This window comes from Embleya sp. NBC_00888 (assembly GCF_045207655.1).
Lineage (GTDB): Bacteria > Actinomycetota > Actinomycetes > Streptomycetales > Streptomycetaceae > Embleya.
In genome coordinates this window covers 672,204-696,164 of record NZ_CP108784.1, presented here as the reverse complement: position 1 = coordinate 696,164, position 23,961 = coordinate 672,204, and the positions used below count along the sequence as shown (strand labels likewise).

At 69.1% G+C, this 23,961-nt stretch carries 20 protein-coding genes and 1 pseudogene; 10 read left to right on the top strand and 11 right to left on the bottom strand.

The features are described 5' to 3' along the window. Positions 1–44 precede the first annotated feature (44 nt). Genes OG948_RS03055 through OG948_RS03045 form a run of 3 tightly spaced genes read left to right on the top strand, consistent with a single transcriptional unit; the run spans position 45 to position 2,728 of the window. Positions 45–887: a DUF4097 family beta strand repeat-containing protein gene (locus tag OG948_RS03055; protein ID WP_406293606.1), complete on the top strand. Its 843-nt coding sequence runs from the start codon at positions 45–47 to the stop codon at positions 885–887. Positions 888–947: 60 nt separating this feature from the next. Next, positions 948–1,940 (top strand): ATP-binding cassette domain-containing protein, encoded by a 993-nt coding sequence (locus tag OG948_RS03050; RefSeq protein ID WP_406293605.1) that lies wholly within the window; start codon positions 948–950, stop codon positions 1,938–1,940. Next, positions 1,937–2,728, top strand: coding sequence for an ABC transporter permease (locus OG948_RS03045; protein WP_406293604.1), 792 nt, complete (start codon positions 1,937–1,939; stop codon positions 2,726–2,728). The genes OG948_RS03050 and OG948_RS03045 overlap by 4 nt, the downstream gene beginning before the upstream one ends. 233 nt (positions 2,729–2,961) lie before the next feature. Here the strand turns inward: OG948_RS03045 and OG948_RS03040 are convergent, their stop codons facing one another. Both OG948_RS03040 and OG948_RS03035 read right to left on the bottom strand, forming a co-directional pair. Then, the gene (locus OG948_RS03040; protein ID WP_406293603.1) at positions 2,962–3,285 is read right to left on the bottom strand and encodes a hypothetical protein; all 324 of its coding nucleotides are present in this window, start codon (positions 3,283–3,285) and stop codon (positions 2,962–2,964) included. Positions 3,286–3,808: 523 nt separating this feature from the next. Next, positions 3,809–4,180: a hypothetical protein gene (locus tag OG948_RS03035; protein WP_406293601.1), complete on the bottom strand. Its 372-nt coding sequence runs from the start codon at positions 4,178–4,180 to the stop codon at positions 3,809–3,811. Between OG948_RS03035 and OG948_RS03030 the strand changes: the two are divergent. From OG948_RS03030 to OG948_RS03015, 4 genes and pseudogenes are all read left to right on the top strand, one after another. Next, positions 4,134–4,460: pseudogene (locus OG948_RS03030) on the top strand (TipAS antibiotic-recognition domain-containing protein); the annotation flags it as partial. The gene OG948_RS03035 and the pseudogene OG948_RS03030 overlap by 47 nt on opposite strands. A 141-nt stretch (positions 4,461–4,601) precedes the next feature. Then, positions 4,602–5,441, top strand: a complete 840-nt coding sequence (locus OG948_RS03025) for an alpha/beta fold hydrolase (RefSeq protein ID WP_406293599.1) — start codon at positions 4,602–4,604, stop codon at positions 5,439–5,441. Between the two features lie 203 nt (positions 5,442–5,644). After that, positions 5,645–6,322 carry a hypothetical protein gene (locus tag OG948_RS03020; protein ID WP_406293597.1) on the top strand — a complete coding sequence of 226 codons (678 nt, stop codon included), beginning with the start codon at positions 5,645–5,647 and terminating at the stop codon, positions 6,320–6,322. A 458-nt stretch (positions 6,323–6,780) separates the two neighbouring features. Next, on the top strand, positions 6,781–8,079 hold the full coding sequence (locus tag OG948_RS03015; RefSeq protein ID WP_406293596.1) for a hypothetical protein: 1,299 nt from the start codon (positions 6,781–6,783) through the stop codon (positions 8,077–8,079). Positions 8,080–8,496: 417 nt separating this feature from the next. Here OG948_RS03015 and OG948_RS03010 read toward each other — a convergent pair whose 3' ends face one another. The 3 genes from OG948_RS03010 to OG948_RS03000 form a co-directional block, all read right to left on the bottom strand. After that, a complete protein-coding gene (locus OG948_RS03010; RefSeq protein WP_406293594.1) occupies positions 8,497–9,540 on the bottom strand; it encodes a fumarylacetoacetate hydrolase family protein in 1,044 nt (347 codons plus the stop codon). Positions 9,541–9,633: 93 nt separating this feature from the next. After that, positions 9,634–10,545, bottom strand: coding sequence for an MBL fold metallo-hydrolase (locus OG948_RS03005; RefSeq protein ID WP_406293593.1), 912 nt, complete (start codon positions 10,543–10,545; stop codon positions 9,634–9,636). 232 nt (positions 10,546–10,777) lie between these two features. Next, the gene (locus tag OG948_RS03000; RefSeq protein WP_406293591.1) at positions 10,778–11,338 is read right to left on the bottom strand and encodes a YbhB/YbcL family Raf kinase inhibitor-like protein; all 561 of its coding nucleotides are present in this window, start codon (positions 11,336–11,338) and stop codon (positions 10,778–10,780) included. Between the two features lie 106 nt (positions 11,339–11,444). Between OG948_RS03000 and OG948_RS02995 the strand changes: the two genes are divergently transcribed. Further along, on the top strand, positions 11,445–12,125 hold the full coding sequence (locus OG948_RS02995; RefSeq protein ID WP_406293589.1) for a GntR family transcriptional regulator: 681 nt from the start codon (positions 11,445–11,447) through the stop codon (positions 12,123–12,125). A gap of 833 nt (positions 12,126–12,958) precedes the next feature. Here OG948_RS02995 and OG948_RS02990 read toward each other — a convergent pair. Beyond that, positions 12,959–13,492 (bottom strand): hypothetical protein, encoded by a 534-nt coding sequence (locus OG948_RS02990; protein ID WP_406293587.1) that lies wholly within the window; start codon positions 13,490–13,492, stop codon positions 12,959–12,961. 460 nt (positions 13,493–13,952) lie between these two features. On the opposite strand from OG948_RS02990, the gene OG948_RS02985 reads away from it, so the two are divergent. Beyond that, positions 13,953–14,927, top strand: a complete 975-nt coding sequence (locus OG948_RS02985; protein WP_406293585.1) for an NAD(P)-dependent alcohol dehydrogenase — start codon at positions 13,953–13,955, stop codon at positions 14,925–14,927. A gap of 235 nt (positions 14,928–15,162) precedes the next feature. On the opposite strand, the gene OG948_RS02980 is transcribed toward OG948_RS02985, so the two are convergent. Next, the gene (locus tag OG948_RS02980) at positions 15,163–15,741 is read right to left on the bottom strand and encodes a hypothetical protein (RefSeq protein WP_406293583.1); all 579 of its coding nucleotides are present in this window, start codon (positions 15,739–15,741) and stop codon (positions 15,163–15,165) included. A 1,015-nt stretch (positions 15,742–16,756) separates the two neighbouring features. Between OG948_RS02980 and OG948_RS02975 the strand changes: the two genes are divergently transcribed. Then, complete coding sequence (locus OG948_RS02975) at positions 16,757–17,122, top strand: hypothetical protein (protein ID WP_406293582.1); 366 nt, start codon at positions 16,757–16,759, stop codon at positions 17,120–17,122. Between the two features lie 1,013 nt (positions 17,123–18,135). On the opposite strand, the gene OG948_RS02970 is transcribed toward OG948_RS02975, so the two are convergent. The 4 genes from OG948_RS02970 to OG948_RS02955 form a co-directional block, all read right to left on the bottom strand. Then, the gene (locus tag OG948_RS02970) at positions 18,136–18,612 is read right to left on the bottom strand and encodes a hypothetical protein (RefSeq protein ID WP_406293581.1); all 477 of its coding nucleotides are present in this window, start codon (positions 18,610–18,612) and stop codon (positions 18,136–18,138) included. Positions 18,613–20,773: 2,161 nt separating this feature from the next. Next, positions 20,774–21,583, bottom strand: coding sequence for a hypothetical protein (locus tag OG948_RS02965; protein WP_406293579.1), 810 nt, complete (start codon positions 21,581–21,583; stop codon positions 20,774–20,776). Positions 21,584–21,826: 243 nt separating this feature from the next. Then, the gene (locus OG948_RS02960) at positions 21,827–22,474 is read right to left on the bottom strand and encodes a response regulator (RefSeq protein WP_406293577.1); all 648 of its coding nucleotides are present in this window, start codon (positions 22,472–22,474) and stop codon (positions 21,827–21,829) included. Then, positions 22,462–23,559, bottom strand: coding sequence for a sensor histidine kinase (locus OG948_RS02955; RefSeq protein WP_406293576.1), 1,098 nt, complete (start codon positions 23,557–23,559; stop codon positions 22,462–22,464). Before OG948_RS02955 ends, OG948_RS02960 begins: the two co-directional genes overlap by 13 nt. Positions 23,560–23,961 lie beyond the last annotated feature (402 nt).

The window sequence follows — 23,961 nt, the reverse complement described above, 5'->3', positions numbered from 1 at the left end:
CTACCAGCGGGGACGTCCTGAAGACCCAAGAGGACGAGACAGCCATGCCTTCTTTCGACACTCCCGAACCGATCTCGATCACCGCGCACGTGGAGGCCGGTTCCATCCAATTCACCGCAGGTGACCGCCTCGACACCGTGGTCGAGGTCCAGCCCCGCGATCCGAAGCGGGAGCAGGACGCACGGGCGATCGAGCAGACCGAGGTCACGTTCGCGAACGGCGCGTTGACCATCAGGACCCCCAAGTCCAGTCTGTTCGGCCGCACCGGCACCGTCGACGTGATGGTCGAACTGCCCACCGGCTCGCGCATCGACGTCACCGGAGCCTGGACCCAGGTGCTCGGTGAGGGACGGCTCGGCGAAGTCCGCGTGAAGACCTCCTCCGGCGACGTCCGCCTCGATACGACCGGCCCGCTGAACCTGATCGCGTCGCACGGCTCCATCACCGTGGACCGGGTGGAGGGCATGGCCGAGATCACCACCAGCTCCGGCAGCCTGCGCGTCGGCGTCGTCGACGGCCCCGCCGTACTCAAGAACTCGCACGGCACCACGACCGTCGACGCCGCGACCGGCGAGCTGCGGGTGAGTGGCGCCAACGGCGACATCGAGATCCGGCGCGCCGAGGACTCGGTCACCGCCACCACCGCCCACGGCACCCTGCGTGTGGGCGAAGTGGCCTCCGGCACAGTCCAGTTGGAGACCTCGTACGGCGCCATCGAGGTCGGCGTCCGCGAGGGTACGGCCGCCTGGCTCGACGTCAGCTCCACCTCCGGCCAGGTACGCAACACGCTCGCCGCGTCCGACACCCCGGAAAAGACCGAAGACGCCGTCAAGATCCGCGCCCGCACCCGCCACGGCAACATCGACGTACGCCGCGCCCGGGTCTGAGCTCCACATCCTCGATCGGCCCCATTCCCCACCCACTTCAGCCTTCGAATGGAGGGCCCCGTGCCTTCTCCCACGCTGCCCACGTCCAGGCGGGCCAACGGTCACGCGTCGCCGGCCGCCGTCTCCGCCACCGATCTGCGCAAGTCGTACGGCGACAAGGTCGTGCTCGACGGCATCGACCTGCGCATCCCGGCCGGATCGGTGTTCGCGCTGCTCGGGCCGAACGGCGCGGGCAAGACCACCGCGGTGAAGATCCTGTCCACGCTCATCGGCGCCGACGGCGGACAGGCCCGGGTCGCCGGTCACGACGTCGCCACGTCACCGAACGGTGTGCGGGCGGCGATCGGCGTCACCGGGCAGTTCTCCGCCGTCGACGGCCTGATCACCGGCGAGGAGAACATGCTCCTGATGGCCGACCTGCACCACCTGTCCAAGCGCGAGGGACGGCGGGTCGCCGCCGAGTTGCTCGAGCGGTTCGACCTGACGGACGCCGCGAAGAAGCCCGCGTCCACCTACTCCGGCGGCATGAAACGCCGCCTGGACATCGCCATGACGCTGGTCGGCGACCCGCGGATCATCTTCCTCGACGAGCCCACCACCGGCCTGGACCCGCGCAGCCGCCACAACATGTGGGGCATCATCCGCGAACTCGTCTCCGACGGCGTCACCGTCTTCCTCACCACCCAATACCTCGACGAGGCCGACGAACTCGCCGACCGCATCGCCGTGCTCCACGACGGAAGGATCGCCGCCGAGGGCACCGCCGAGGAACTCAAGCGCATGATCCCCGGCGGACACGTCCGACTCCGCTTCACCGACCCCTTCGCGTACCAGAGCGCCGCCGCCGCGCTGCACGGAATCGCCCGGGACGACGAGGCGCTGTCCCTGCAGATCCCCAGCGACGGCAGTCAACGCGAACTGCGCTCCATCCTCGACCGCCTCGACGCCGCGGGCATCGAAGCCGACGAACTCACCGTCCACACCCCCGACCTCGACGACGTCTTCTTCGCCCTCACCGGCGGCACCGACCAGCCGAAGGAGGCTGTCCGATGAGCTACCTCTCCCTCGCCGTACGCGACTCGTCCACGATGCTGCGCCGCAACCTGCTGCACGCGCGGCGCTACCCGTCCCTCACGCTGAACCTGCTGCTCACGCCGGTCATCCTGCTGTTGCTCTTCGTCTACATCTTCGGCGACACGATGAGCGCGGGCATGGGCGCCGGCGGAGGCGACCGCTCCGAGTACATCGCCTACGTCGTCCCCGGCATCCTGATGATGACCATCGGAGGCACGGTGGTCGGGACCGCGGTGTCCGTGTCCATGGACATGACCGAGGGCATCATCGCCCGTTTCCGCACGATGGCGATCCACCGCGGGTCCGTACTCATCGGGCATGTCATCGGCAGCGTCCTGCAGTCGATCGCCAGCGTGTTCCTCGTGGGCCTCGTCGCCGTGGCCATCGGCTTCCGGTCCACCGACGCCACGGCCCTGGAATGGCTCGCGGCGTTCGGCCTGATGGCACTGGTCGCCCTGGCGCTCACCTGGATCGCGGTCGGGATGGGCATGGTCAGCCCCAACGCCGAGGCGGCCAGCAACAACGCGCTGCCGCTGATCGTCCTGCCGCTCATCTCGAGCGCCTTCGTCCCGATCGACGCGATGCCGGGCTGGTTCCAGCCGATCGCCGAGTACCAGCCGTTCACCCCCGCCATCGAAACCCTGCGCGGCCTGCTGCTCGGCACCGAGATCGGCCACAACGGATGGCTCGCGGTCGCCTGGTGCGTGGCCCTCTCCGTGCTCGGCTACGTCTGGTCCAAGGCGGTTTTCAACCGCGACCCGAGGTAGCCCGGACGACCACGCGGGCCGTCTTCCGCAACCTTGTCCCACTCGGGGGCGGCGTACACCGACACCACGTCGGCGTGCGCCGCCCCCTTGAGTGTGTTACCGGTTGTTCGTCGGGGCCGGGCTCGGGCTGCGGACGTCGGGGGTTGTGGAACTCGGGCTGTGTCGGCGTGCGTTCGAGCGGGGCGGGGTGGGCGCCATGGGGCTACGCGGGGGCGACGGTCGCGGACACGACGTCACAGAACTCCTGGGGCAGGCCAAGGTCGGCCGTCGGGTGAAGCATCCGGCGGCCGGCCCGCCCGCACGAAGTCGCCGTACTCGTCCTGCGCAATGCCCCCGTTGACCCACCGATCCCGCTTCGCACCGGTGCTCTCTTCCGCAACATCCAGCGCAGTGAGAGGGTCGTCGGCCGTGCCCAGGAGTCGCCCGAACTCGTCGGCCTCGGGATCGAACGGCGGGAACTCGCCCAGGTCCAGGAAGCGCTCGTGTCCTGTGTCTTCGACGGCGTGAAGACGGATGCCGAAGGATCCGTTCGTCGGTCGAACCTCGACGTAGCGCACGCCCGGTCGCTCCGCCGAGCCGCACGGCCCAAGAAACTGTTCGACCGAACGGCCTCGTCGCAGGGCCCCGACAATGAATGACTCGACCAAGTACCGCATTCGGACCACGGTACGGTGCTCGGCCTGCCGCCACCGCTTGCCCGACGATCAGGCGGAGTTCGACTGTCCGTCGCCGCGGCACGCTTCCGGCGGTGGCCCCGGGAAGGGTTGTCCGAGATCGGCGGCCGTCTCGACGATCTCGGGCAGGTCGAGGTCGAAGAACGTCACGACGTCACGCCGGGTCGCGAACTGCTCACTGCGGACGGTGCTGACGGATGCGGTTCTTCGAAGGGCGGAGGACGCCCCCACTCGGGGCCCGCGCTCGGTGTCGGCGCTACGCCGGCGCCCCCGTCGCACGGTGCGGCGATGCGTCCGATACGTGAGGGCGGCGGCACCTCGGTACGACGAACAGCCGCCCCGCGCCGCCCGCCGGGCTCCCGCTTCCAACCCTGCCGGCGCAAACTCCCGTCCGTGCGAGCCGGGGTCAGCGCACGCGTACTCCGTCGATGGCGATCGTAAGCAGGAGATCGGCCTCGACCGGACCGTCGACATCCTGCTCGGTAGCCAGCGCGATGGCGCCGACGAGCTTCAGCAACCGCGTGATGGTGATGCCAGTGCGCACGGCGCCCGCCGCCTGGGCCCGCACCAGGAGCGCGCCACCCGCCTTGGTGATCATGTCGTGGCAGGTCTCGCCGAGCCCCGGGTCCCCGTCGCGCATCAGCGACGCCCCCAAGCCCCGGTTGGCGACGGCATGCGCGCCGACCGCGTGCAGCCAGGTGGACAACGCCTGGCCCGGGTCGGGTTCGCACGCCGAGGAGGTCGCCCGCAGGGTGGCCACGATGACGCCGCCCGACATCGAGGCCGGGCACCGCGAACGCACCGCGCAAAGGATCCGCCTGGCCGACCTGATGGTGGCCGGCCACCCGGCCGATGCCGAGCCCGTGCAGGCCGAGACCGACGCCCGCTACCGTGCCCTGACCGAACTGCGGCCCGTGTCCGCCGAGGAGTACCGCACCATCGGCCGCGCCCGCGTGGCCAACGACGCCTGGTACGCCGCATACAAGGTAATCGCACCAGGCCTGGCGGCATACCAACGGGACGGCATCGAGACATACACCAGCACCAGGCTGCGCTGACCCCGGCCACCGAACTGCCCCAACAACAACGGCTCCTGCCGGCGACCACACCGACAGGCTCACCTCGCGCGGACCCCGCAGGCGTCGGGCGAGGTGCGGTTCGTTCTCGGGCTCGACACGCGTGCGTTGGTACGATCACGCATGACCTCACAGCAGGCGAACGGCGTCGAACTCGGCATCGAGAGCTTCGGTCGCGATACCGATCCGCTCGTCCTCCTGGCCGGCGGAACCACCATGCTCTCGTGGCCGGACGCGCTGTGCGAGCGGCTTGCGGCGGGCGGACGACGGGTGGTCCGCTACGACCTGCGCGACTGCGGAGCCTCGACGACCGTCGATCCGGAGGCGCCGGCGTACAGCCTGCGCGATCTCGCCGCCGACGCCGCCGCGCTGGTCGGCGCCCTCGGTGCCACGACGGCCCACCTCGCCGGAATCGGCGTCGGTGGAATGGTTGCCCAGGTCGCCGCGCTAGACCATCCGGACGCGTTCTCGGCGCTGACCCTGGTGGGTACGCGGCCGGTCGCGCCCGGCCCCGTCGACGACGATCTGCCGGACCACCACGCGGCGACGATACACGCGTTGTTCTCCCGTCCCAGGCCCGACTGGACCGATCGGACGGCGGTCGCGGCATACGCTGCCGATGGCGCGGAGTTGCTCGGCAACGACCCGGAACAGGTACGCACGACCGCAGCCCGGATCTGGGACCGCACGCCCTCGACCGAACCGGCGGTACAGCAGGCGAATCAGCTCGCGATGGTGTTCGCCCGCCTCGACTGCGCGCCGCGCTGGCGCGAGCGCCTGGGCGACCTCGCACTCCCGACCCTCGTCGTGCACGGACGCGTCGACCCGTTCTTCCCCGTGGGCAACGGCGAGGCACTCGCCACGGCAATCCCCGCAGCACGCCTGCTCGTCCTCGACAAGATGGGCACCGCCATCCCCGACACGGCGGCCGACAAGCTCGCCGCGGCGATGCTCGAACGCTGACGCCTACGACTCCCGAACCTGGGCTCACTGCTTCACGGCACGGCCTCACGGTCGAGCGGTCTCGCACGGTGGGGCCGCCGTTGCGGATCCCAGGACGCGGATCCGGGTCATGCCCGACGTGGCATTCAGCCGGCCTGTCCACGGGCTCGCCCCCACCTGCGACGGAAGTCGGACCGACGCCACGCTTCGTGCGCTGAGTCACCGTGGGCGAAAGCGAGACGGGCTGCTGCTGCGTCGATCAGGCAACGCCCGTGTCGGAGGCGCAGGATACGGTCTCCGCGTTGATTGAGGCCGGTCAGAGCACCTTCGAGGTCCGCGGTCATGGGGGGTGGGGCCGGAAGGGCAACAACCGAACACAGGAAAGCCCACTTCGTGGAGGCCCTACCGGCATCCATACCTCACCCCCCTTCAACGCCCCACCGCAACACCGGTTGTGCGGGCGGACCGGACCGTCGACGGGCGTCCCCGACCCCACCGCCGAGAACGCCTTCGAGGTCGACATCGCCGTGTTCGGCCGCGACGCCGGCGGCCACGAGCGACTCCTGGCCATCGGCGAGGTCAAGTGGAAGGCGCGGATGGGCCGAGCCCACCTGACCCGCCTGGAACGCATCCGCGAATTCCTCGCCGCCCGCGACGGCGTCGACGCAACCCACACCCGCCTGCTCTGCTTGAGCGGCGACGGCTTCACGGACGACCTGCGCACCGCCGCCACCGACAATCCGGAACTGCAACTCGGCGACCTCGACCGCCTCTGCAACGGAACTGACAACCGCGCCGAACCGGAAGTTGGAAGTCGGAAGTCCCCACGCGGGGTGGGGGTAAGCCGCCACCGCACGAGACGCGCGAGGAAGAGCAGAAGAGGTACCCAGGAGGGTGGGTGAGGCGTTGTGCGCGAATTGTCTGTGTGCGTGGCAGTGAGGATGATGTTCCGGCATCGCCTCGGGAACAGACGTACGATGAGCACCGGTCGAGGCATACAGGCTTGAAGGTGTCGTTGCACGGTGATCGGGTGATCGGGTGATGGGTGTGAGGAAGCGAAGTCATGGCGTAGGCGGGACGACTCGGTGAGTTCATGGCCGCGTTGGAGCTTGCTCGGACCTCTCCTCGGCCAAGGGAGTGGACTACGCGATTCGGGGTTGCCGGTGCCGTCGCGGCGAAAGGCCCTTGGATGAAGCCATTTTCGAAGAGTTACCGTGCCGGGGACCCCATCCTCAAGGAGGTGGGAGTCGGAGTCGGCGTTGCAAAGGACTCCCGGCCGTCCCCGTTCCGGGCTCCTCGTGGGATCACACCTGACGATCCGTTCTACCGCCAGGTGCTGGCCGCACGTTCCGTGGCCGAGGTGGGGGACCTGCTGCACACCAAGTTCGGCCAGGATGTCGGGGACGTCGTTGTCGAAATGACCGGTGCGGACCTGTACATCGCCAAATTCGTCGCCGTGGCCGCCGGTCACTGGTCCGGACTGCACCCGGGACACGACAACCTCGGCTTCCTCGGAGTCAAGGACACCGAGTGGGGCAACGACCTGTACGCGGCCCACGCGAATCCGGCCGGGGCGGTTCTCCTGCATGCGACGTATTTCGGAGGAGAGGGCCACCGGGATCGGCTGGCGGAGGGAGTCGTCGGGGGTATCGAGCACGTCATTGACGATTCGCCCGAATACGCAGCGATCACGCACGTACTGCACGAACTTTCCCATATCGAGGCGTACAGATTCGGCGGCGAGAATCACTCGTTCATGCCCAACATCCTCAAGGCAGACAGGAAGGCCGCTCGCAGAGGTAAATCGGGGTCCGAGAACACCTCGTCGCGTCGGACGGCCCAGCACCCGGCCTTCGCGCGATTCCCCCGGCTACGCCTGTTGAACGACAAGGCGATCGCCGAACAGATCAGCCCCTACGCCGCAACGGGCAAAGAGGAGACCTACGCGGTGGCAAAAGCCAAGGTCTACATCGCCGGTGATCAAGCAGGGGACGCCAGCCTCATGGTGGCGGGCCTGGGACCGTCCATCGCTGCGGAGATCGCCGCAGCTCCGGGGCTGGTCGCCACGTTCAACCATCTGCGCCACCACCTCGACGAGGTGACCGGTCTGGAAACCACGAACCTGTTGGCTCGCCGTCGCGAGATCGAGAACGCCCGCGCCCTCGCCGAACAAGGGAGACAGGCCAGACAAGCCCGTGCGCAAGCCGCCCCTCGCCGAGGAATCCGGTCGCTGTTTCGTCGGGGCAGGCACACTCCCGCTCCCGCGATCGTGCAGTCACGCCCCCGACAACCCCTTTCCCTCTCGACCCCACCCGGCACGACCGGGCCGACGCACAGAACGAACGCGTTCGGACAGCGAGTTACCGCTGCGCCGGATTCGCGGGCGAGTGATGTACCCGCGACCCGCACGCTGCGTGCCGGCGCCGTGGCTGTGGCAGTGGCAGGAGCACACGGCCCTGCGGTCCCGGTGACCCCACATCGCCATCACATCGTGCTCGGTGGCAAGTTGGCGTCGGCGCTCGGTCCCGCGAGTGAGGCAGTGCCGCGTGCGGGCTCGGGTGTGGTGAATACAGCGGCATCGCCTCCGGCGGGTGTCGGGAAGGGGGATGACCGCAGTCGGTCCAAGGACTCCGGGAAGTCCCCACGCGGGTTGGGGTGAGCCGGATCCGGATGGCGCACCACGATTGATTCGGCAGCTTTGAAGTCCCCGCGTAGATGGAGCGGGCCACCACCGGGCACCATCGGGCGGGCCCCGGCACAGATGTCCGTCTCACCCGCATGCGACGGCTCAAAGCTTTGGCTCGGCGTTCGGATTGCTATTGGATCCCCTCGAAGAACCCTGGTGGCGCGCATTCTGGAATGCGTATGGTGTCGGCTTTTCCCTCGTCGACGCCATCGCGGTCAGGGCGATCGTCGCGAGCAGGGTCGGCGGTCGGTCGTGGCGGCCGGCGCCGTGCGCGGGTTGGGCGTGATGCGCACGCGGTCTCGGCGATGGTTGGGGATTGCCCGGGGCGGGGGCGGTGGTCCACAGCAGTGCCGGGCTCGGTGTGTGCTATCGGTACTCGTCGCCTGCCGGTTACCGGTATTCGTCAGCTCCGACGATGGGGGTGCGAAGTACGCCGATGGACTCGATTTCGACCTCGACGACGTCTCCGGGGTGGAGGAACTGCGGCGGGGTCATGGCCACACCGACACCGGCCATGGTGCCGGTCGCGATCACATCGCCGGGGAGCAGCGTCACGGTGTCGCTGATGTAGGCGATGAGGCGGGGAATGTTGTGCAACATCTCGGAGGTGTTCGCCTTCTGCCGAAGCTCGCCGTTCACCCGTGCGCAGAGGTCGAGGTTGTGTGGGTCGTCGATCTCGTCGGCGGTCACGAGGACCGGCCCGATCGGTCCGCTCCTGTCGGCGTTCTTGCCGAGCGTCCACTGGGTGGTGTCGGTCTGCTTCCTGCGAGCGGACAGGTCGTTGAACGCCGTGTACCCCAGGACCGATGCCAAGGCGTTCTCCTCGGTCGCGCGCCAGGTCTTCCTGCCGATGACAACCGCGAGTTCGGCCTCCCAGTCCAGGCCCTCCTCGTTCGGGGGAACCGGAGCGGGGTCGCCATGGGTGACGAGAGTGCTGGGCCAGCGACCGAAGATCGTCGGCGCTTTCGAGTCGGCCAGCCCGGCCCGCTTGGCTTCTTCGACGTGTGAGGGGTAGTTGACGCCGACACAGAAGACCCGGGCGGTCTTCGGCACGGGTGGCGTCAGGCGGAGACCTGCGAGCGGGAGGCCGGACTGTTCGGAAACGCGCGCGGGGGCAGCGGGATTGCCGTAGAAATCCTCGACCGGACCGAGGTCGTTGACCGTGGCTCCGGTGATCTCTCCGATCCGAGGCCCGTCGGGTGATTCGAACGCGATCAGCTTCACTGGTGACTTCCTTTGTGGGAACCGGCTGAGAACAAGATCGGGCCTGCGCCCCGATGCCGACCGTCGTCGCTGCCACGGGGTTGTGGCGGGGAATGCGTGCGGGGCGGGGCGCGCAGTGGCAACTTGTGGTTCTTTCATCCGCTCGGGCTGCGGGAGCGGTCGGTGAATACCTGCCGCGTGCTTTGCAGCGGCTGCTGATTCGGAGCCCATCCCGGCTGCCGATCCCGGCGGTTGATTCGGGTGGTTGATCGGGTGATGGATGCGGTGATGGATCCCGGCTGTAGATCCAGGCAGTCGATGCGTTCAGCCGCGTTCGGGGACGAACTTGAAGGCGTCGCCGTCGTGAACGACGTGCCCGGCGGTGGGTGTTCCGAAGTGCGTTCCGAGTACAAGGGTCGGGGTGTCGGCGAACCGTTCGAGGAAGTTCCTTCTCGTACGGGCCGCCTCTTCGCGATCGGTGTCCATTTCCGCCGACCAGCCCGGTTGGGCGATCTGGACCTGCGAGTGGAGCAGATCACCGGTGATGACGGCGCTTTCGCCGGCGTCCTCGACGAGGACCGAAACGTGGCCGGGGGTGTGGCCGGCGGTGCTGATCAGCGAGATTCCCGGGACCACGACCTGGCCGGGCTCGACCCAGGTGATCAGACCGGCGTCCTCGATCGGCTTCAGGGAGTCCTCGAATACGGCGACGGCGTCGACCATGCTGTACCCCCACTCGGAGTACGCCTGATGAGCAAGCGGATCCTGCGCGAAGGCCTTCCAGTGTGCGTACTCCTCGCGTGCGAAGTAGTACCGGGCATTGGGAAATGTCGGCTGCCAACGACCATCGTCGAAGGTCGTGTTCCAGCCGACGTGATCGACGTGCAGGTGGGTCGGGAGGACGCCGTCGACCTCGTCTCGACGCCACACCGTTTCGAACCTCTCCATGAAGTCCGTGTCGAGGTTGTCGAACAGCGGCGCCATGCGCTTCTTGCCGTTGCCGATGCCGGTGTCGACCACGAACCTGTGCGTCGGCGTCTCCACCAGCAACGAGTGCACGGCGCCGTTCACCTCGTCGCCGTTCAGGTAGGTCGGCCGCAACCAATCGACGCGTTCGATCTCCGCGCGGGTCGCGGCCGGCAAGACGCGAAGCAAGCCCTCGACGGGCATCCATATCGCGACTTCCTCGACCTTGGTGATCGAGATGTCCCCTACATTCCACTGTTCGGTAACCATTTCGGTAACCATGACGAGGCGCTCCTCAGCGATCGGGTTCAAGGGCAGGATCCGCCGGCCGAGACCGCGCACGATCCTGATATGGGACTGGATTGGATTGGACTGGACTGGACGGGACGCTTGGCCGCAGCCGCAGCCGCGGCGGGATCGAGGACGGCCGGGCTGCGAGCACCGTTTTCGGCGTGGTGACGGCGTACGTGGTGACGACTCACCCCGCATCAGGCCCCCGCCCTCATTCGCCCGCCCACGGCACCAGGACGGCTCGGGCGATCGTGTGCCCGACGGTGAGGAAGCCGAGGGCGGCCGGGGTCGACTCCGGGGTGACACCGAGGGTCCTCACGGACGGTGCGTCGAGTGCGTTGATGGCGATGTGGTAGCGGTGCTTGCCGGTTCCCGGCGGGGGCGCGGCGCCGACGTAGGCGGTCGCGCGTACGTCGTTCGCGATGTGGAAGGCGCCGTCCGGCAGTTCGCCGTCGCCGAGCGCGCCGGCGCCGGCGTCGAGGGATGTCGCATCGGCGGGGATGTCGGCCACCGCCCAGTGCCAGAAGCCGGACGGGGACGGTGCGTCGGGGTCGTACATCGTGACGACGAAGCTGCGGGTGGCGGCCGGGAATCCGCTCCACGACAACTGCGGGGATCGGTCCTCGGCGCCGGCAACGCCACTCATGGCGGCGAACTGCGGCGGCGGCAACGGCGCCCCGTCGGCGACGTCGGCGCTCGTGACCGCGAACTCGGGAACGGCGGGCAGGGTGTCGTACGGGCCGGTCATCAGGTCTCCCATCGGGTCTCCCATCGGATCTTGATCGGGGTGCTTCTCGATCGAGGTGCTTGCTAACTTTCAACAGTCAAACACACTTTTAAAAGTTCTGCCATCTGTCGAATGTTGTAGGATCCGTGGCGTGGTGAGAGAAGCCGGGCGGCAGACCCGCAGCGAAGCGGTACACGACCGCATCCGCGCCGACATCCTGAGCGGCAGGCTCAGGCCCGGCCAACGGCTGAAGTTCCCCGAGCTCAGTGAGCGCTACGGGGTGAGCACCGGCGCCGTACGCGAGGCCCTGCTCAGGCTCGTCGCCAAGAACCTGGTCAGCTCCGAGGCACACCACGGTTTCCAGGTCACCGAGGTGACCGCCCGTGGGCTGGCCGACCTGACCGACGTACGCACCGAGATCGAATCCCTCGCCCTGAGCCGCGCGATCAGCGAGGGCGACCTGGCGTGGCACGCCCAGGTGCTGGCCGCCCACCACACGTTCGAACAGACCCCCCGCGGTGACGGCGACCAGCCCACCGCGGACTGGCTGATCGCCCACGCGGACTTCCATACCGCGCTCCTGGCCGGCTGCGCCAACCCCCGCCTGCGCGACCTGGCCTCCTCCCTGAGGGAAGAGGCCGAGCTCTACCGGCGGTGGTGCCGCCCCACACCGGAAGACGCGCGCCACTGGACCGAGCAGGCGGTCCACAAGGAACACCGCGACCTGCTCGACGCGGTCATGGCCCGCGACAGCGAACGCGCCGACGCCATCCTCCGCAGCCTGATCGGCGCCACATCAGGCATGACCCTGGACACCGAACCCCACGCGTGACCCCAGCCAACTTTCCAGGCAGGGTGCGTGGATCCCACAACCGGCCCCCGATCCACGACGCATGGCGCGCGGGGCAATGCCCCAGGCCACCGCCTGCCGCCCGGGCCCTTCAGGCCCGGCAGGGGATGCAGCGGCGGGCCGCGGGGCCGGCGACGCGACAACGGGCGTTGTCCGGCGCAGCCTGCTCCGCCGGCGTGAGCTGCGACGGCCGGCCACGACCGGCAAGCAGCACGACGTCATTCCGGCGGGAGAACTCCGGTGGGGGAGCGTGCGCATGACGATGCCGACCTCGGATCCGGATGCGGACCTGCGACACACCATCGTCCGACGACCGGACGACCTTCCCGGGCGCCGGCAAGCAACGGCAGCCGCAGCCACGCATGAACCCCACGGGACTGACCTCTGCCGCGGCTCCTCAACAAGACCACGCTGCGAGCACCGCCTGCGCCATCGGCTTCGGTGCGGGCAGCGACGCCCTGACTTTGGTGGAGGACGCCCACCGCCCGACGTCTGAGACACCGGCTGACCCCACTCGCGTAAGGACTTCGCAGGGTCGACCGATGTCGATCGCACCGTGCTCGTTTCACCACATCAGCGTGGGGACTTCGGCGCCCTGCGCTGGGCCTGGGCCGGCACCCGACACGCCCCCTCGCACGCCCGTTCGGGCCTCCAACGCGCCCGGCGACGTCCTCGCCGGCATCGCCATCAGCCGCCACCGCGTACCCCCCTGGTCGAGGTGCGACCGGGGCCGGACGCGTCCTGGAGGCACCGATCGAGGCGACAATCGACCTCGACTCGTCCGTGCGTGCCCGCGCGACCGCCCGTCCCCCCGATTACCGATCTTGGTGCTCGCTGCGGCTCCGCTCCCGGAGGAGGGCCTCCGCGCGGTCGATGATTTGGTGCTGGGTGGTGCCGAGCGTGGCGTACAAGGCGAGGAGCTCCTCGGTGGCATGCGGCGGCAGTCCCGCGTCCCGGCACCACAACCTCGCCGTGGCGTACCCCTGGCGCAGGGCCTCGAGGTCTGCGGCGAGCTGCATCCGGACGACGCGGGCGGCGACGTCCGGATAGTCGTAGAGGACTTGGTGACGGCGATAGAAGGGCAGTCCGGCATCGTCGAGGAGAGTCGGCAGCGTGCGTTCCCGCCATGCGATGTCCACGACGGGCCATGCGTCGTCCGCGAGCGGTGCCCGCTTCGGCACGATGACCGCGCGGACACCCGTCCCGCGTGTCCAGGAGTGCCGCCGGACCGTCCTGATCCGAGGGCGGGCGATCTTCATCCGCACAGGCGCCTTCGCCTCCGCGTCGCGCGCGCGGCGCATCGCGGTGATCCTCTTCGCCAAAGGCGCGTCCTTCAGTTCCTCGACCACATGATCAATCGTACGCACATATGTTCGAATGCGAGTACGTCTCGGCGTGCCGCGCACCGGCCGAAACGCCGTCACATCAGCCGAGAGGCGATTCACCTGGGTAAACGGCGACACGGGTGTCTGCCGTTCGAACCGCTTCGACCGGGAGGGTTGCCTCGCGCGCGCAACCGGGCACATGCGCCGGCGGCTCGCCCCCGCCATGCCAGGGACGGCTGCGGACCTCGAGGGCCGGCTTCACGTTCTCGAGCGCGCGCCGGCCCGGGCCGCCGGGGGAGCGGGGGAGCGGGTGGGGACGACCGCGACCCGATGACCTCACGGCGGAGGAATCCCCGCGCCTGCCGGGCCGATCCACTAGGGAAAGTCCCCGATGGCTGTGCGGACTTCGCTCCTCTAGCGTCATGTCTTGTCATGTCGTGCCGGGCGAGTCGTTCGGCATCCACCCGCGCGGGACGGAGATCCGATGAAGGCGATCGTCCAGGACCGATACGGCTCACCCGACGTGTTGCGGGTCGAGGAGGTGGACAAGCCGACGATCGCCGGCCACGAGGTCCTGGTCCGGGTCCGGGCGGCGTCGGTCAACGCGCGCGACTGGCACGCCATGCGGGGTGACCCGTACCTCGCACGACTGGTGTTCGGACTGACCAGGCCGAAGATGCGAATCCGGGGTACGGACTTCGCGGGTGTGGTCGAGGCGGTCGGCGAGAACGTGAAGCGGTTCGCCCCCGGCGACGAGGTGTTCGGCGAGGTGGAGGGCGCGTTCGCGGAGTACGTCGCGGCGCCGGAGGACCTGGTGGCGCCGATGCCGTCGAACGTGACCTTCGAGCAGGCGTCCGCGCTGCCGTTGGCGGCGAACACCGCGCTGATGGGCCTGAGGGATGCGGCCCGAGTACAGCCGGGACACAGGGTCTTGATCAACGGCGCGTCAGGTGGCGTGGGCACCTTCGCGGTACAGATGGCCAAGGTGTTCGGCGCGGAGGTGACGGGTGTGTGCAGCACCCGGAACGTGGATCTGGTCGGGTCGCTCGGCGCGGACCATGTGGTCGACTACACCCGAGCGGACTTCGCGAAGGCCGACGCACGGTACGACGTGGTGTTCGACCTGGTGGGAAATCGGACCCTGAAGGACTTGCGCAGCGTGCTGACCGCGGAGGGGGCCCTCGTACTCTCCGGCGGCGGGACGTCGGAGGGTGGAAGCCTGGTCGGCCCGATGGGCCTGATCGTCAAGGGGCAGGTGGTGTCGCGCCTCGCACGCCAAAAGGTGCTGGTCCTGACCGTGAAGGCCGGCCGGGAGAACCTGGAGGCGCTGGCGGAACTCGCCGGTTCGGGCAAGATCACCTCGGCCATCGACCGGACCTACGCGTTCGACGAAGCCCCCGAAGCCATCCGACACCTCGAGGTGGAACACGCCCGCGCGAAGGTCGTCATCACCATGTGAGTGGGTGGGATTCGCCCCGCTGTCGGGTGATATGCCGTCCTGTGACAGATCGTCCTGTGACAGATCGTCCTGTGACAGCGCGGCGGGTCCGGTACCGGGTTCGTGGTTCCGGCTTGTGGGGGGAGACGTTCGCTTCGACTGCCGGTACGCCGGGGCGGTCATCTTTCCCGGCCTGTTCGGCCGAGCCCGCCGGCTTCGTGGGCGGCGGCCGTAAGGGACGTACCCCGCACGCGGCTCACGGGCACCTCCGGCCGTCGGCCTTCGCGTTCCGGTCGAAGTGGACCTGCACCGGCGGGCCCTGCGGCGGGGTGTACTCCAGGGTGCGGTTGCCGAGGAAGCGCACATTCGCGATCTCGCCCTGCGCCTTTTCGCACCCGTTCAGGATCCACGTGCTCCGGTCCAGACCCACGGCTACGCGAAGTATCAGGCCGTATGCGCGGTCGCTGTGGACAGTTTCCTCGTAATCCACCCGCACCGCCCGGGTCCGACCGTCCGGCGACACCGCCACGACCTTTTCGGTGGAATCGGGGCCGGCAAAGAGGGGCGTGATGACGGCCACCACGGCGGCGAACACAACTCCCGCCACCCCGGTCAGTACCACGAATGCCAAAGCGCAGACGCGGATCAGCAAGCCACGGGCGGTTGCTGCCACCTCGGCGGCGACCAGACACCAGCCGATCGCGGCCGGGACGATCTTGTAGGACAGGAATCCGCGCTCCAGCACGTCCAGGTTCCACGGATTCGGCTCGACGAGCCGCCACACGGCGAACGCCGCAGCGGCCGACCCCAACAGCACCAGCCTGCGGACGATCACCGCGACCCGAATCCAGTCTCCGGGCGGGTCCCACCCGACCTCGGGCGACGGCGGGACGGGCAAACGCGGCAGAGCCCGCCACTGAGCCCGCCACCTAGCCCGCCACGTGCCGGACCGACGTCGTCGCCCCGGCGGAGTCGCGGGTGTCACCGGATCAGTGGCCACACCACCACGGTAGAACCCGCCCCGGCCTGCCACCACAAAACCGACGAACTACCGCGAGGGCAACGCCATTTACCGTCGCCCGAAGGCCGATCGTCCTACCCTGCGGCCACCCGACTTCGATCACGCGACCGTACCTGGGGGCGACGCTCCGGGCCGCACGTCGAGCCTGTCGCGGACCGAGGAAACGCCGCCGTCACGGCGGCGGCCCGACCGTCACCGGACGATGAGGTGCGCCAGGCTCGCCCGGAGGTGGTTGTTTGGCTTCTCAACGGGACTCGGGAACGACGGTTCGAAGGACAGCCGCATCCGGTCGTTTCGTTCTCGGGACACGCGAAGACGTCCAAGCCGTCGGGGTTCACGCCGTCGACGTTCATGAAGTGCGAGATTCGGCCGGTGGCGATCGAAGCCGAGACGGGCTTTGCCTTCGGTGGCGCCGACATACCGCCTTGGGCTCGATCACGGGAGGCCATCTACCCAAGTCGGTCGGCACCGGCACCGGCACCGGCACCGGCACCGGTATCGGCAACTGCAGGTGGCCCGGGTCCGGAAGGTGTGGCGAGCCGCCTCGCGCCCGCCGGCGGGAGATTGGCCGAAGTCACCGTAGGAAATCGCGTGGGGTTCGGGCTGAATGGGGAGTCGGCATCAGCCGCGCCGGGCCCGTGCATCGCAGGGGAGGTGCCGATCCGCACGTCGTGTGTGTCGTTCTTTCTCCGCCGGAATTCGTTCCGATGCCCGTGAAGGAGTTCCGACCGTGTCTCGTTCCTTGGTTTCCTTTGTTTCCTCCGCATGCAAGCCGGGCGCCAGACTCGGTGTTCGGCTGTCGACCGCGATGATCTGTGCCGTCGCGGCCGTGGGCGTGACCGCCCCCGGCGCCGGTGCCGCGCCGCAGACCGTCGCCGGTACCAGGTCGCTCGAGGTGTTATGGGCCGAGGCGCACCCGGCTTGGCTTCCGGTGCAGAACGGCACGCTGACGATCGGGGGTACCTACACGTGCACGGACCCTGTCGGGACCAACGTGCGCGTCTCCTTCTCGTCCCTGCAAATCCTGCCGACCGCGATGCCGTCCGGCGCGGGCACCCTGCCCTGCGGCCCCGGCGTCGTCGGCGCGTACTGGGAACTCACCAGCTTCCCCACCCCTGACGTGCACCACGGCTACGTCAGCGTCTTCGCCAGTTTCGAGGGAGCGGTCGTGCCCCCGAAGCAACTGACCGCGTAGCGGCCGGATCGCCCGCCGGTGCTCCGCCGGTGCTCCGCCGGCGGAGGCGATCCGACAGCAGGGCCCGGCGCTCGGGTGCTCCGAGGAGGGCACCGGTGCGCCGGGCCGGGGACGGCCCAAGCCCCTCCGCGCGTCCGGTGCCGGCGGGGTCGGTCGTCGCGCCGAACCGGGGTGCGGAGCCGGGTCGTTGATCTCGTCGCACGGCGCACCCGCCGCGACCGCGCGGCGGCCCGGGGCCCGAAGTCGTCGCCGGCAGCGCCTGGTTCACCCCTTGCTTGGGTCAGGCCGTACTGTCTCGTCGACGACATCCTCGATATCACTGCGTACCGTCCGGCGGGGGAGGGCCCATCTGCCCGCCGCCGTGTCCCGTTCGCCTCCGTATGACTTGGTTTCCTCGTGGAGAAGCAGCGATCATCACGGCACGTCTCGGTTGCCTCGGTGTGCTGCGATCGGAGCCCCGAGAGAGTTCGCATATGGACACAACGACCCTGGTGCGTGCGTGAGTTCGGACCCGGCAGGGCCTGGGTGGTGGTCCAGGAGATCCGGCGGTCGACGAGGTGGCCGTTGAGGGGCGGATGCGGAGTGTGGGCGCAGCCAGCGAGTTTGCCCTCGTCGTCGGGGGACGCATGTACAGCAGCGTCGTCACCAAGGTTGCGGATGTGAAGGGTGGGGCGCGGGCGTCGAGTGATCGAAATGCCCTGGGTGTTGCAGGCGTTCACCGTTCGGTTCGTTGTGACATGACGCCCGAGGTGCCGTCCTTGCGCTGGGCGCCTACGGCCCTTCGAGGCCGCGGCTTCATTGCAACTGCGTCGGCCACACCGGATGCATTCGAATCCGCTTGCGGGCGGAAGGCGAGATTCTCCACGGTGTTGTCGAGATCCCGGTCGAATCGCGTACGCGGGCCGCGTGGATCAGCATCGCGTCGCGTGTCATGGAACATCTCCGCGTGTGTGGGGCCCGCGCGCGGACCTGTCAGGCGTGTTCTCGAAAACGCGTTGCGGCGGGTGGGCGGCCTATTCGGTGTAGACGATGCCGGGGAGACCGACCGCGTCGTAGAGGTTGTCGAGCGACCCTCGGGCGAAGGCCTGTTCGATCTTGGTGGGATCGGCGGTGAGCCCGGCTTCGGCGGCCCAGGCGATGGCTCCGGCGACGGCGTTGTCGCGCCGGTAGCCGGTGGGGAGTGCGTCGGGATAGTCGCTGAGGACGCACACCTCGGTGAGGACGCCGTCCCATCGGTGGCCGGACGGTGCGGCGCCTTCGCCGACTGCGCAGTCGCCATCGGCGACGTAGAACGCCATCGCGGGGGCACCGGTCGCAGCGACCACGGCGGCGATGTCGGCGTCGTCGCGGGGCCGGGAATACATCTGGATCTCCCGCCAGGAGCCCCTGGGATAGTCGTCCAGGACGCCACTGCCGAACGCTGCGACGGCCGGATGCTCGGCGAGCGTGTGGTCACCCTTGGCGATGACGACGTAGCCCCAATAGCCCATGGCCGGAACGTAGCAACGTGAGGCGACAGCGTCCGAGTCGTGGAGAATGCCGAACGTGTGATTCGGTGAACTCGACCAAGCGGGTGGCCGAGCAAGAATAATTCGCACGCACATGACGGGCAGCACGCCGACGCTGCACAAGCCCTTGGCACTGCTCTGGGCGATCGGGCTCAACTCCCCGCCGGAGAACCGCCTGAACGCGTGGCGGGCTTTCAACGGGTCGGGTACACCTTGCCGGGAGCGTGGCTCCGACCGTTGCATCTGTCGGCGCCCCGAATAGGCGCGCCCACACGACTCCCACCGCCGAGAGGCGAGCACGGACGGCTTGCGCCACCGCGGCGAATTCGACCTTTCACGTCAGTTGCTGCGGACCCTGTCCGACAGGACCTCGCGGACGTCCGAGGTCGTCCGGGACACAGATCTTGCCGACTCCCTGTCCGAGTCCTGGGCACACGCGGTGCGATGGCGTCCTGCACAGCCGTCCGAGGTCGGCCACCGATCGGTGTCGGCTGCCCCGGACGGTCGACACGCTTGCCGTAAGGATTGCCGGACGCACGTGTCGGGTTCCGGACACCGACACCACCCGGCCCGACACGACATGTCGTCCTACCCGCCACGGGTCGACGCCGCCATGTCGGCCGACACACACGCGTACTGAACCACCCGACACAGGTGTCGGGTGCCCGGAGGCCACCGCCGCCCAACAGGACATGTCGGCGGACACGCTCGCCGTACGGATTCGCGACAAACGTGTCGGGGAGCGGGCAGGCCGAACCGACGGCGTTGCCGAGGGCTTTCACCTGGGCCTCGACCTGTCGAGGACGAACTCGCGGCATTCGCAGCTGTGTCCAGCCCTGAGTAGGTGCTGCGGTCGTTGTGGATGGCGCCGCCGAAGAACAGGACGCCGTACGCATGCGCGGGGGACAACGCGCGAGGCGGGCCGACCGTGACGGCGCCATCGACGTCGGTCGACTTGCGCCATAGGTGCGCAACGCGTGCTGTCGGACATGGCGGCCGACACGACTGACGACAGGCGCCACGCGGGTCGTCGTGCGAATGTCGCACGACTCCTGAGGCAGGGACGACAACGATGTCGGGTCCGCGCAGCGTCAACCCGGGGGCGTCGCCATTCGCCCGGACACTCCGTCCGTGTCGGCGCCCGAGGGGCTCGCTGTCGCCGGCAGCCCGCGCGGGCGACACGCATGCCGCCTCGGTCGGCACGCCGCAAGCCGCTTGGCGATACCTGTGTCGCCTCCCCGACCGCGACCACGTGTCCTTCCTGGTGGACATGAGGAAGAAGTACCCAAGACTGCGCCTCGGCGAGCACGTCCCACGCCGTCGGCCGGCCACCCCGCCTGAGTGGCAGCTCAACGGCCCTCCCTTGCCCGGGGCTTGCCCGCGCTGGTTCGCCTCCCCACCTGCGAGGGGGCTTTCGACGCCCCCTCGCCCGGGGCTGGCCCAACTCGGTTCACGTCCCCTCCACATGAGTGAGGCCATCGATGACCCACCCTTGCCCGGGGCTTGCCCACCGGCTTCCCAACCGCGTGTGTCTTCATCGACGGTCCGCCCGGTCCGCCCGGTCGACCCTGACCAGTTCGCCACGGATCCGCCACGGCCGCCGACGATTGCCTCACCGCGATCATCGCCATCTGCGGCCACCGCACCGCAGCCGACGTACTCGCCCAGGTCGAACACGAAGCAACTTCCCGCCCCCAGGCGCGAAGCCGTCGACGTCTGCCTCCGACGGGCGACATGCAGTCTCGAGCAACTCCGCCACGACACACAGCCGGAGCGGTCGAAGGAGCGTGCCTTCACCCCCCAACTCCCCCGACTGCCGCCCCCGCGACATCCCCGCCTTCGGCCGGGACCCGGGCGGAGCCGAAGGTGTCTTTCGGCTCCGTGTCCGATACCTCGTCCGGACTCATGCCGATGTGCGACGGACCCACCCTCACGAAGGGATCCGGCGTCACTGCTGCCGCTGGTTGTCCGGCAACATGTCCCACCCTTCGAGCAGGGCCGTGCTGCGGCGGGTCATCGGGTGCCCTCTCGCTCGGGCATCCGGACACCGGCCAGCAGCCACAAGGACGACACCCGGTAGCGCTTGGAGGAGATTCATCTCCCGCCGCACCGCCCCGAGCAGGTGAGCGGTTTCGGCTTGCCGCTACGAAGGTTCGTGCAAGGTGTACCCGCAGCGGCCGTCGCCGGTCATGCCGGCGGACCACAGCAGGCGGGTCGCGTCGGGGTTCGGATTGTCGAAGATGCTGAAGCGCGCGCTGGGCTCGTCCCGGGTGGACCCGATGCGGGCCTGGGCGCAGACGACGAATCCGGCGGGTTTGGCGGACTCGAGGATGAGGAAGAGTGGCGGCCTGTGGATGACGTCGTAGATGTCGTCCGCGGCCCAGTCCAGGATTTCGGCGCGTTCGTCGGGGTCGGCGGCGCGAATGGTCAGCGATGGAATGTGGGCGTGAAGTTTCGTGGCCACCACGCCGTTGAACCAGACGTCGACCGTCTCGGTGTGCCCGTCGGGTACATGGCTGCGAAGGAGCAGCATCCGATGGCTGACGCTCTGGCGCCAGACACGAAATCCGCGATCGATACTGAAACCAACCGGCTCGTCGAGCGCCGCGGTGTCATCGGCTGCCGCGTTCCCCACTGGGTATTCGCCGTGTGGCGTACTGGGGGTGTTGTTGCCCGTCCCTGTTTGATCGTTCACCCGTGAATGATGCCGGGTCGATGAAGTTCCCATCAGGACAAGGGCCTTCCGGTTCTCCGGATTGCCGCACACGATCCTGCGGCGCAGCGCGGAGGCATTGTCGATGGTTATGGATCCGTTCGCCCCTGCTTGCTTCGGGCGGTTGATCGGGCGTTCTGCGTGGTTACCGGTTCGGTCCGGTCCGGTCCGATTCGGTCCGGTCCGGCCCGGCCAGGCCCGGTACGAATCGGTGTCGAAGGCGGCCGGGTGATCTCCCACAGGGCCCTCGGTCGGGTGGTGGGCGCGGGCTGCCTGTCGCTTCGGGGATGGCGTGCCGGATGCCGCGTCCGCGCAGGTGGGTCCGGATCGCGGGGGAGGAGTACGCGACATCTGCGATCACGCCGGGAGGCGGTCGGTTCCGGCCGGGTCAACGGACGCCCCGCGGCCGGTGGTTGTGGTTCGAAGCCGGCGGCTTCGACGACCTCGGCCCATCCGAGGGGGACGGCCGTACGCGGCGCTCGCTCAGTGCGGCGATGCGTCCAGGTAGGTGAGGACGGCGAGTACTCGGCGGTGGCCGGCGTCGGAGGCGGCCAGGCCCAGCTTGGCGAAGATGTTGCCGATGTGTTTGTGCACCGCGTTGTCCGACACCCGCAGACGCGCCGCGATGGTCGTGTTGTCGAGGCCCTCGGCGACCAGACCGAGGACCTCCCGCTCACGTGTGGTCAGCGCCGCCAGCGGATCGTCCCGGCGGCGGACGACCTGCGCGATGACCTCGGCGTCGAGGGCCAACCCTCCCGCCGCGACCTTGCGCAGGGCGTCGACGAACTCCGCGACCCGGCCGACCCGATCCTTCAACAGGTAGCCGACGCCGTGGTGGCCGGTGGACAGCAGTTCGGTCGCGTACGTCTGCTCGATGTACTGCGACAACACCAGGATGGGGAAGTCCGTTCGGCGTCGCCGTAGTGCGATCGCCGTCTGGAGGCCCTCGTCGCGGAACGACGGCGGCAGACGTACGTCGACGATGGCCGCCTGCGGATCGTGCTCCTCCACCGCCGCGAGCAGGTCGTCGGCGGTCTCGACGACCCGGGCGACCTCGAAGCCGTGTTTGGCGAGGATGAGTTGCAGACCCTCCGCGAGCAGCACGTTGTCCTCGGCGATCACCAGCCGCACGGCAGCTCCACGGTGATGGTCGTCGGGCCGCCGGCCGGGCTGTCCACCGTGACCTCGCCGTCGAGCGCCAACGCGCGACGACGTATGCCCGCCAGCCCGGTACCCCGCGCCTCGTCCGCGCCGCCCGTCCCGTCGTCGGTGATCCGGATCCGCAGCCGGTCGTCCTCGCGTTCGACGGCGACCGTGGCGGCGGAGGCCCGACTGTGCTTGGCCGCATTGGTCAGCGCCTCGACGACCGTGAAGTAGGCGATGGTCTCGACCGCGGCGGGTATGTCACCCAACTCGTCCATGTCGAGCCGGGCGGGCACGCCCGAACGCGCGACGACCGCGGTCAGCGCGCCGGGCAGCCCGCGGTCGGCGAGGATCGGCGGGTAGATCGTACGAATCACCTCGCGGAGTTCGGCCAGGGTGGCCTCGGCACTCGCGTGTGCGCGTTCGATCAGTGCCTCGGCCGTGTCCGGTTCCTCGCGCACCGCCTGGCGCGCCAGGTCGAGATGCATCGTCATCGCGACGAGCCTACCTTGGGCGCCATCGTGCAAGTCGCGCTCGATCCTGCGCAGTTCCGCGCCGTGCGCGTCCAGGACGTCGGCGCGGGTCCGCGTCAGCGTGGCCGCGCGAAGCGCCAACCGCTCCGCCTTGGACGGCGCGAGGAGGCGATTCTGCGCACGCGCGAGCGGCGGCAGCACGAGGCACGCCACAGCGCTCAGGGCGACGACCTGAAGGATGCCGAGCAACAGCGCGTCACCCCAGCCGTCGATCGGCACGTCGATCCACATCCGCGGGCGGTTCTCGGGCGAAAACGCCCACCAGGCGGTCGTGCCGATCACGCCGACGACGAAGTTGCCGATGACCAGCAGCGTCAGGAGGCCCGTCGGAACGCCTGTCAACGCGTTGAGCGCCAGCCGGCGGCGCGTGATCGGGGACGACTCGCCCGATACGCCGAGCCAACGCCGGGCGGCGGACCGCCGACGGTCCGCCCAGTTGCCCGCTGACCTCGGACGCGGGAGGAAGAAGAGACCACCGACCGCGGCGACCAGGGTGCCGAGCAGGTAGGCGCAGGCACGCAGCGCGTTCGCTCCATACATGACGGTCAGTATCGCTACGGGGGTACGGCCCCGGCACTACAGCAGGCTGTACCGGAGCACCTCCAGCCGGCGGTATCGGCGACGACCCCCGGCCGCGCCTAGCTTTCCAGGCATGAAACGCCACCTTCACGCCGCACCGCTGACATTGACGCTGGTGCTGGGCGCCACCGCAGCCGCCGTTCTGATCGCTCCGCCCGCGGTGGGCGCGGCGGCGACGCCACCGTGCTCTCCGACCGCCATCGGCAACGCATCCGTCGGAAACGCGTCCGTCGGAAACGCAGACGCCGGCAATGTGGTTGCCGGCAATGTAGCCGCCGGAAACGCCGGAAACGCCGGAAACGCCGGAAACACAGCCATCGGCAGCGCAGCGATCGGGGGCGCCGGAGCGCAGAATCCCGCCGG

Excerpts from the sequence above, each read along its gene's own strand:
- OG948_RS03035 (WP_406293601.1), bottom strand. The coding sequence starts at position 4,180 with ATGTCGGGCGGCGTCATCGTGGCCACCCTGCGGGCGACCTCCTCGGCG.
- OG948_RS03055 (WP_406293606.1), top strand. The coding sequence starts at position 45 with ATGCCTTCTTTCGACACTCCCGAACCGATCTCGATCACCGCGCACGTG.
- OG948_RS02985 (WP_406293585.1), top strand. The coding sequence starts at position 13,953 with ATGAAGGCGATCGTCCAGGACCGATACGGCTCACCCGACGTGTTGCGG.
- OG948_RS02955 (WP_406293576.1), bottom strand. The coding sequence starts at position 23,559 with ATGTATGGAGCGAACGCGCTGCGTGCCTGCGCCTACCTGCTCGGCACC.
- OG948_RS03025 (WP_406293599.1), top strand. The coding sequence starts at position 4,602 with ATGACCTCACAGCAGGCGAACGGCGTCGAACTCGGCATCGAGAGCTTC.
- OG948_RS02970 (WP_406293581.1), bottom strand. The coding sequence starts at position 18,612 with ATGGGCTATTGGGGCTACGTCGTCATCGCCAAGGGTGACCACACGCTC.
- OG948_RS03000 (WP_406293591.1), bottom strand. The coding sequence starts at position 11,338 with ATGGGAGACCCGATGGGAGACCTGATGACCGGCCCGTACGACACCCTG.
- OG948_RS03045 (WP_406293604.1), top strand. The coding sequence starts at position 1,937 with ATGAGCTACCTCTCCCTCGCCGTACGCGACTCGTCCACGATGCTGCGC.
- OG948_RS03005 (WP_406293593.1), bottom strand. The coding sequence starts at position 10,545 with ATGGTTACCGAACAGTGGAATGTAGGGGACATCTCGATCACCAAGGTC.
- OG948_RS03010 (WP_406293594.1), bottom strand. The coding sequence starts at position 9,540 with ATGGGCTCCGAATCAGCAGCCGCTGCAAAGCACGCGGCAGGTATTCAC.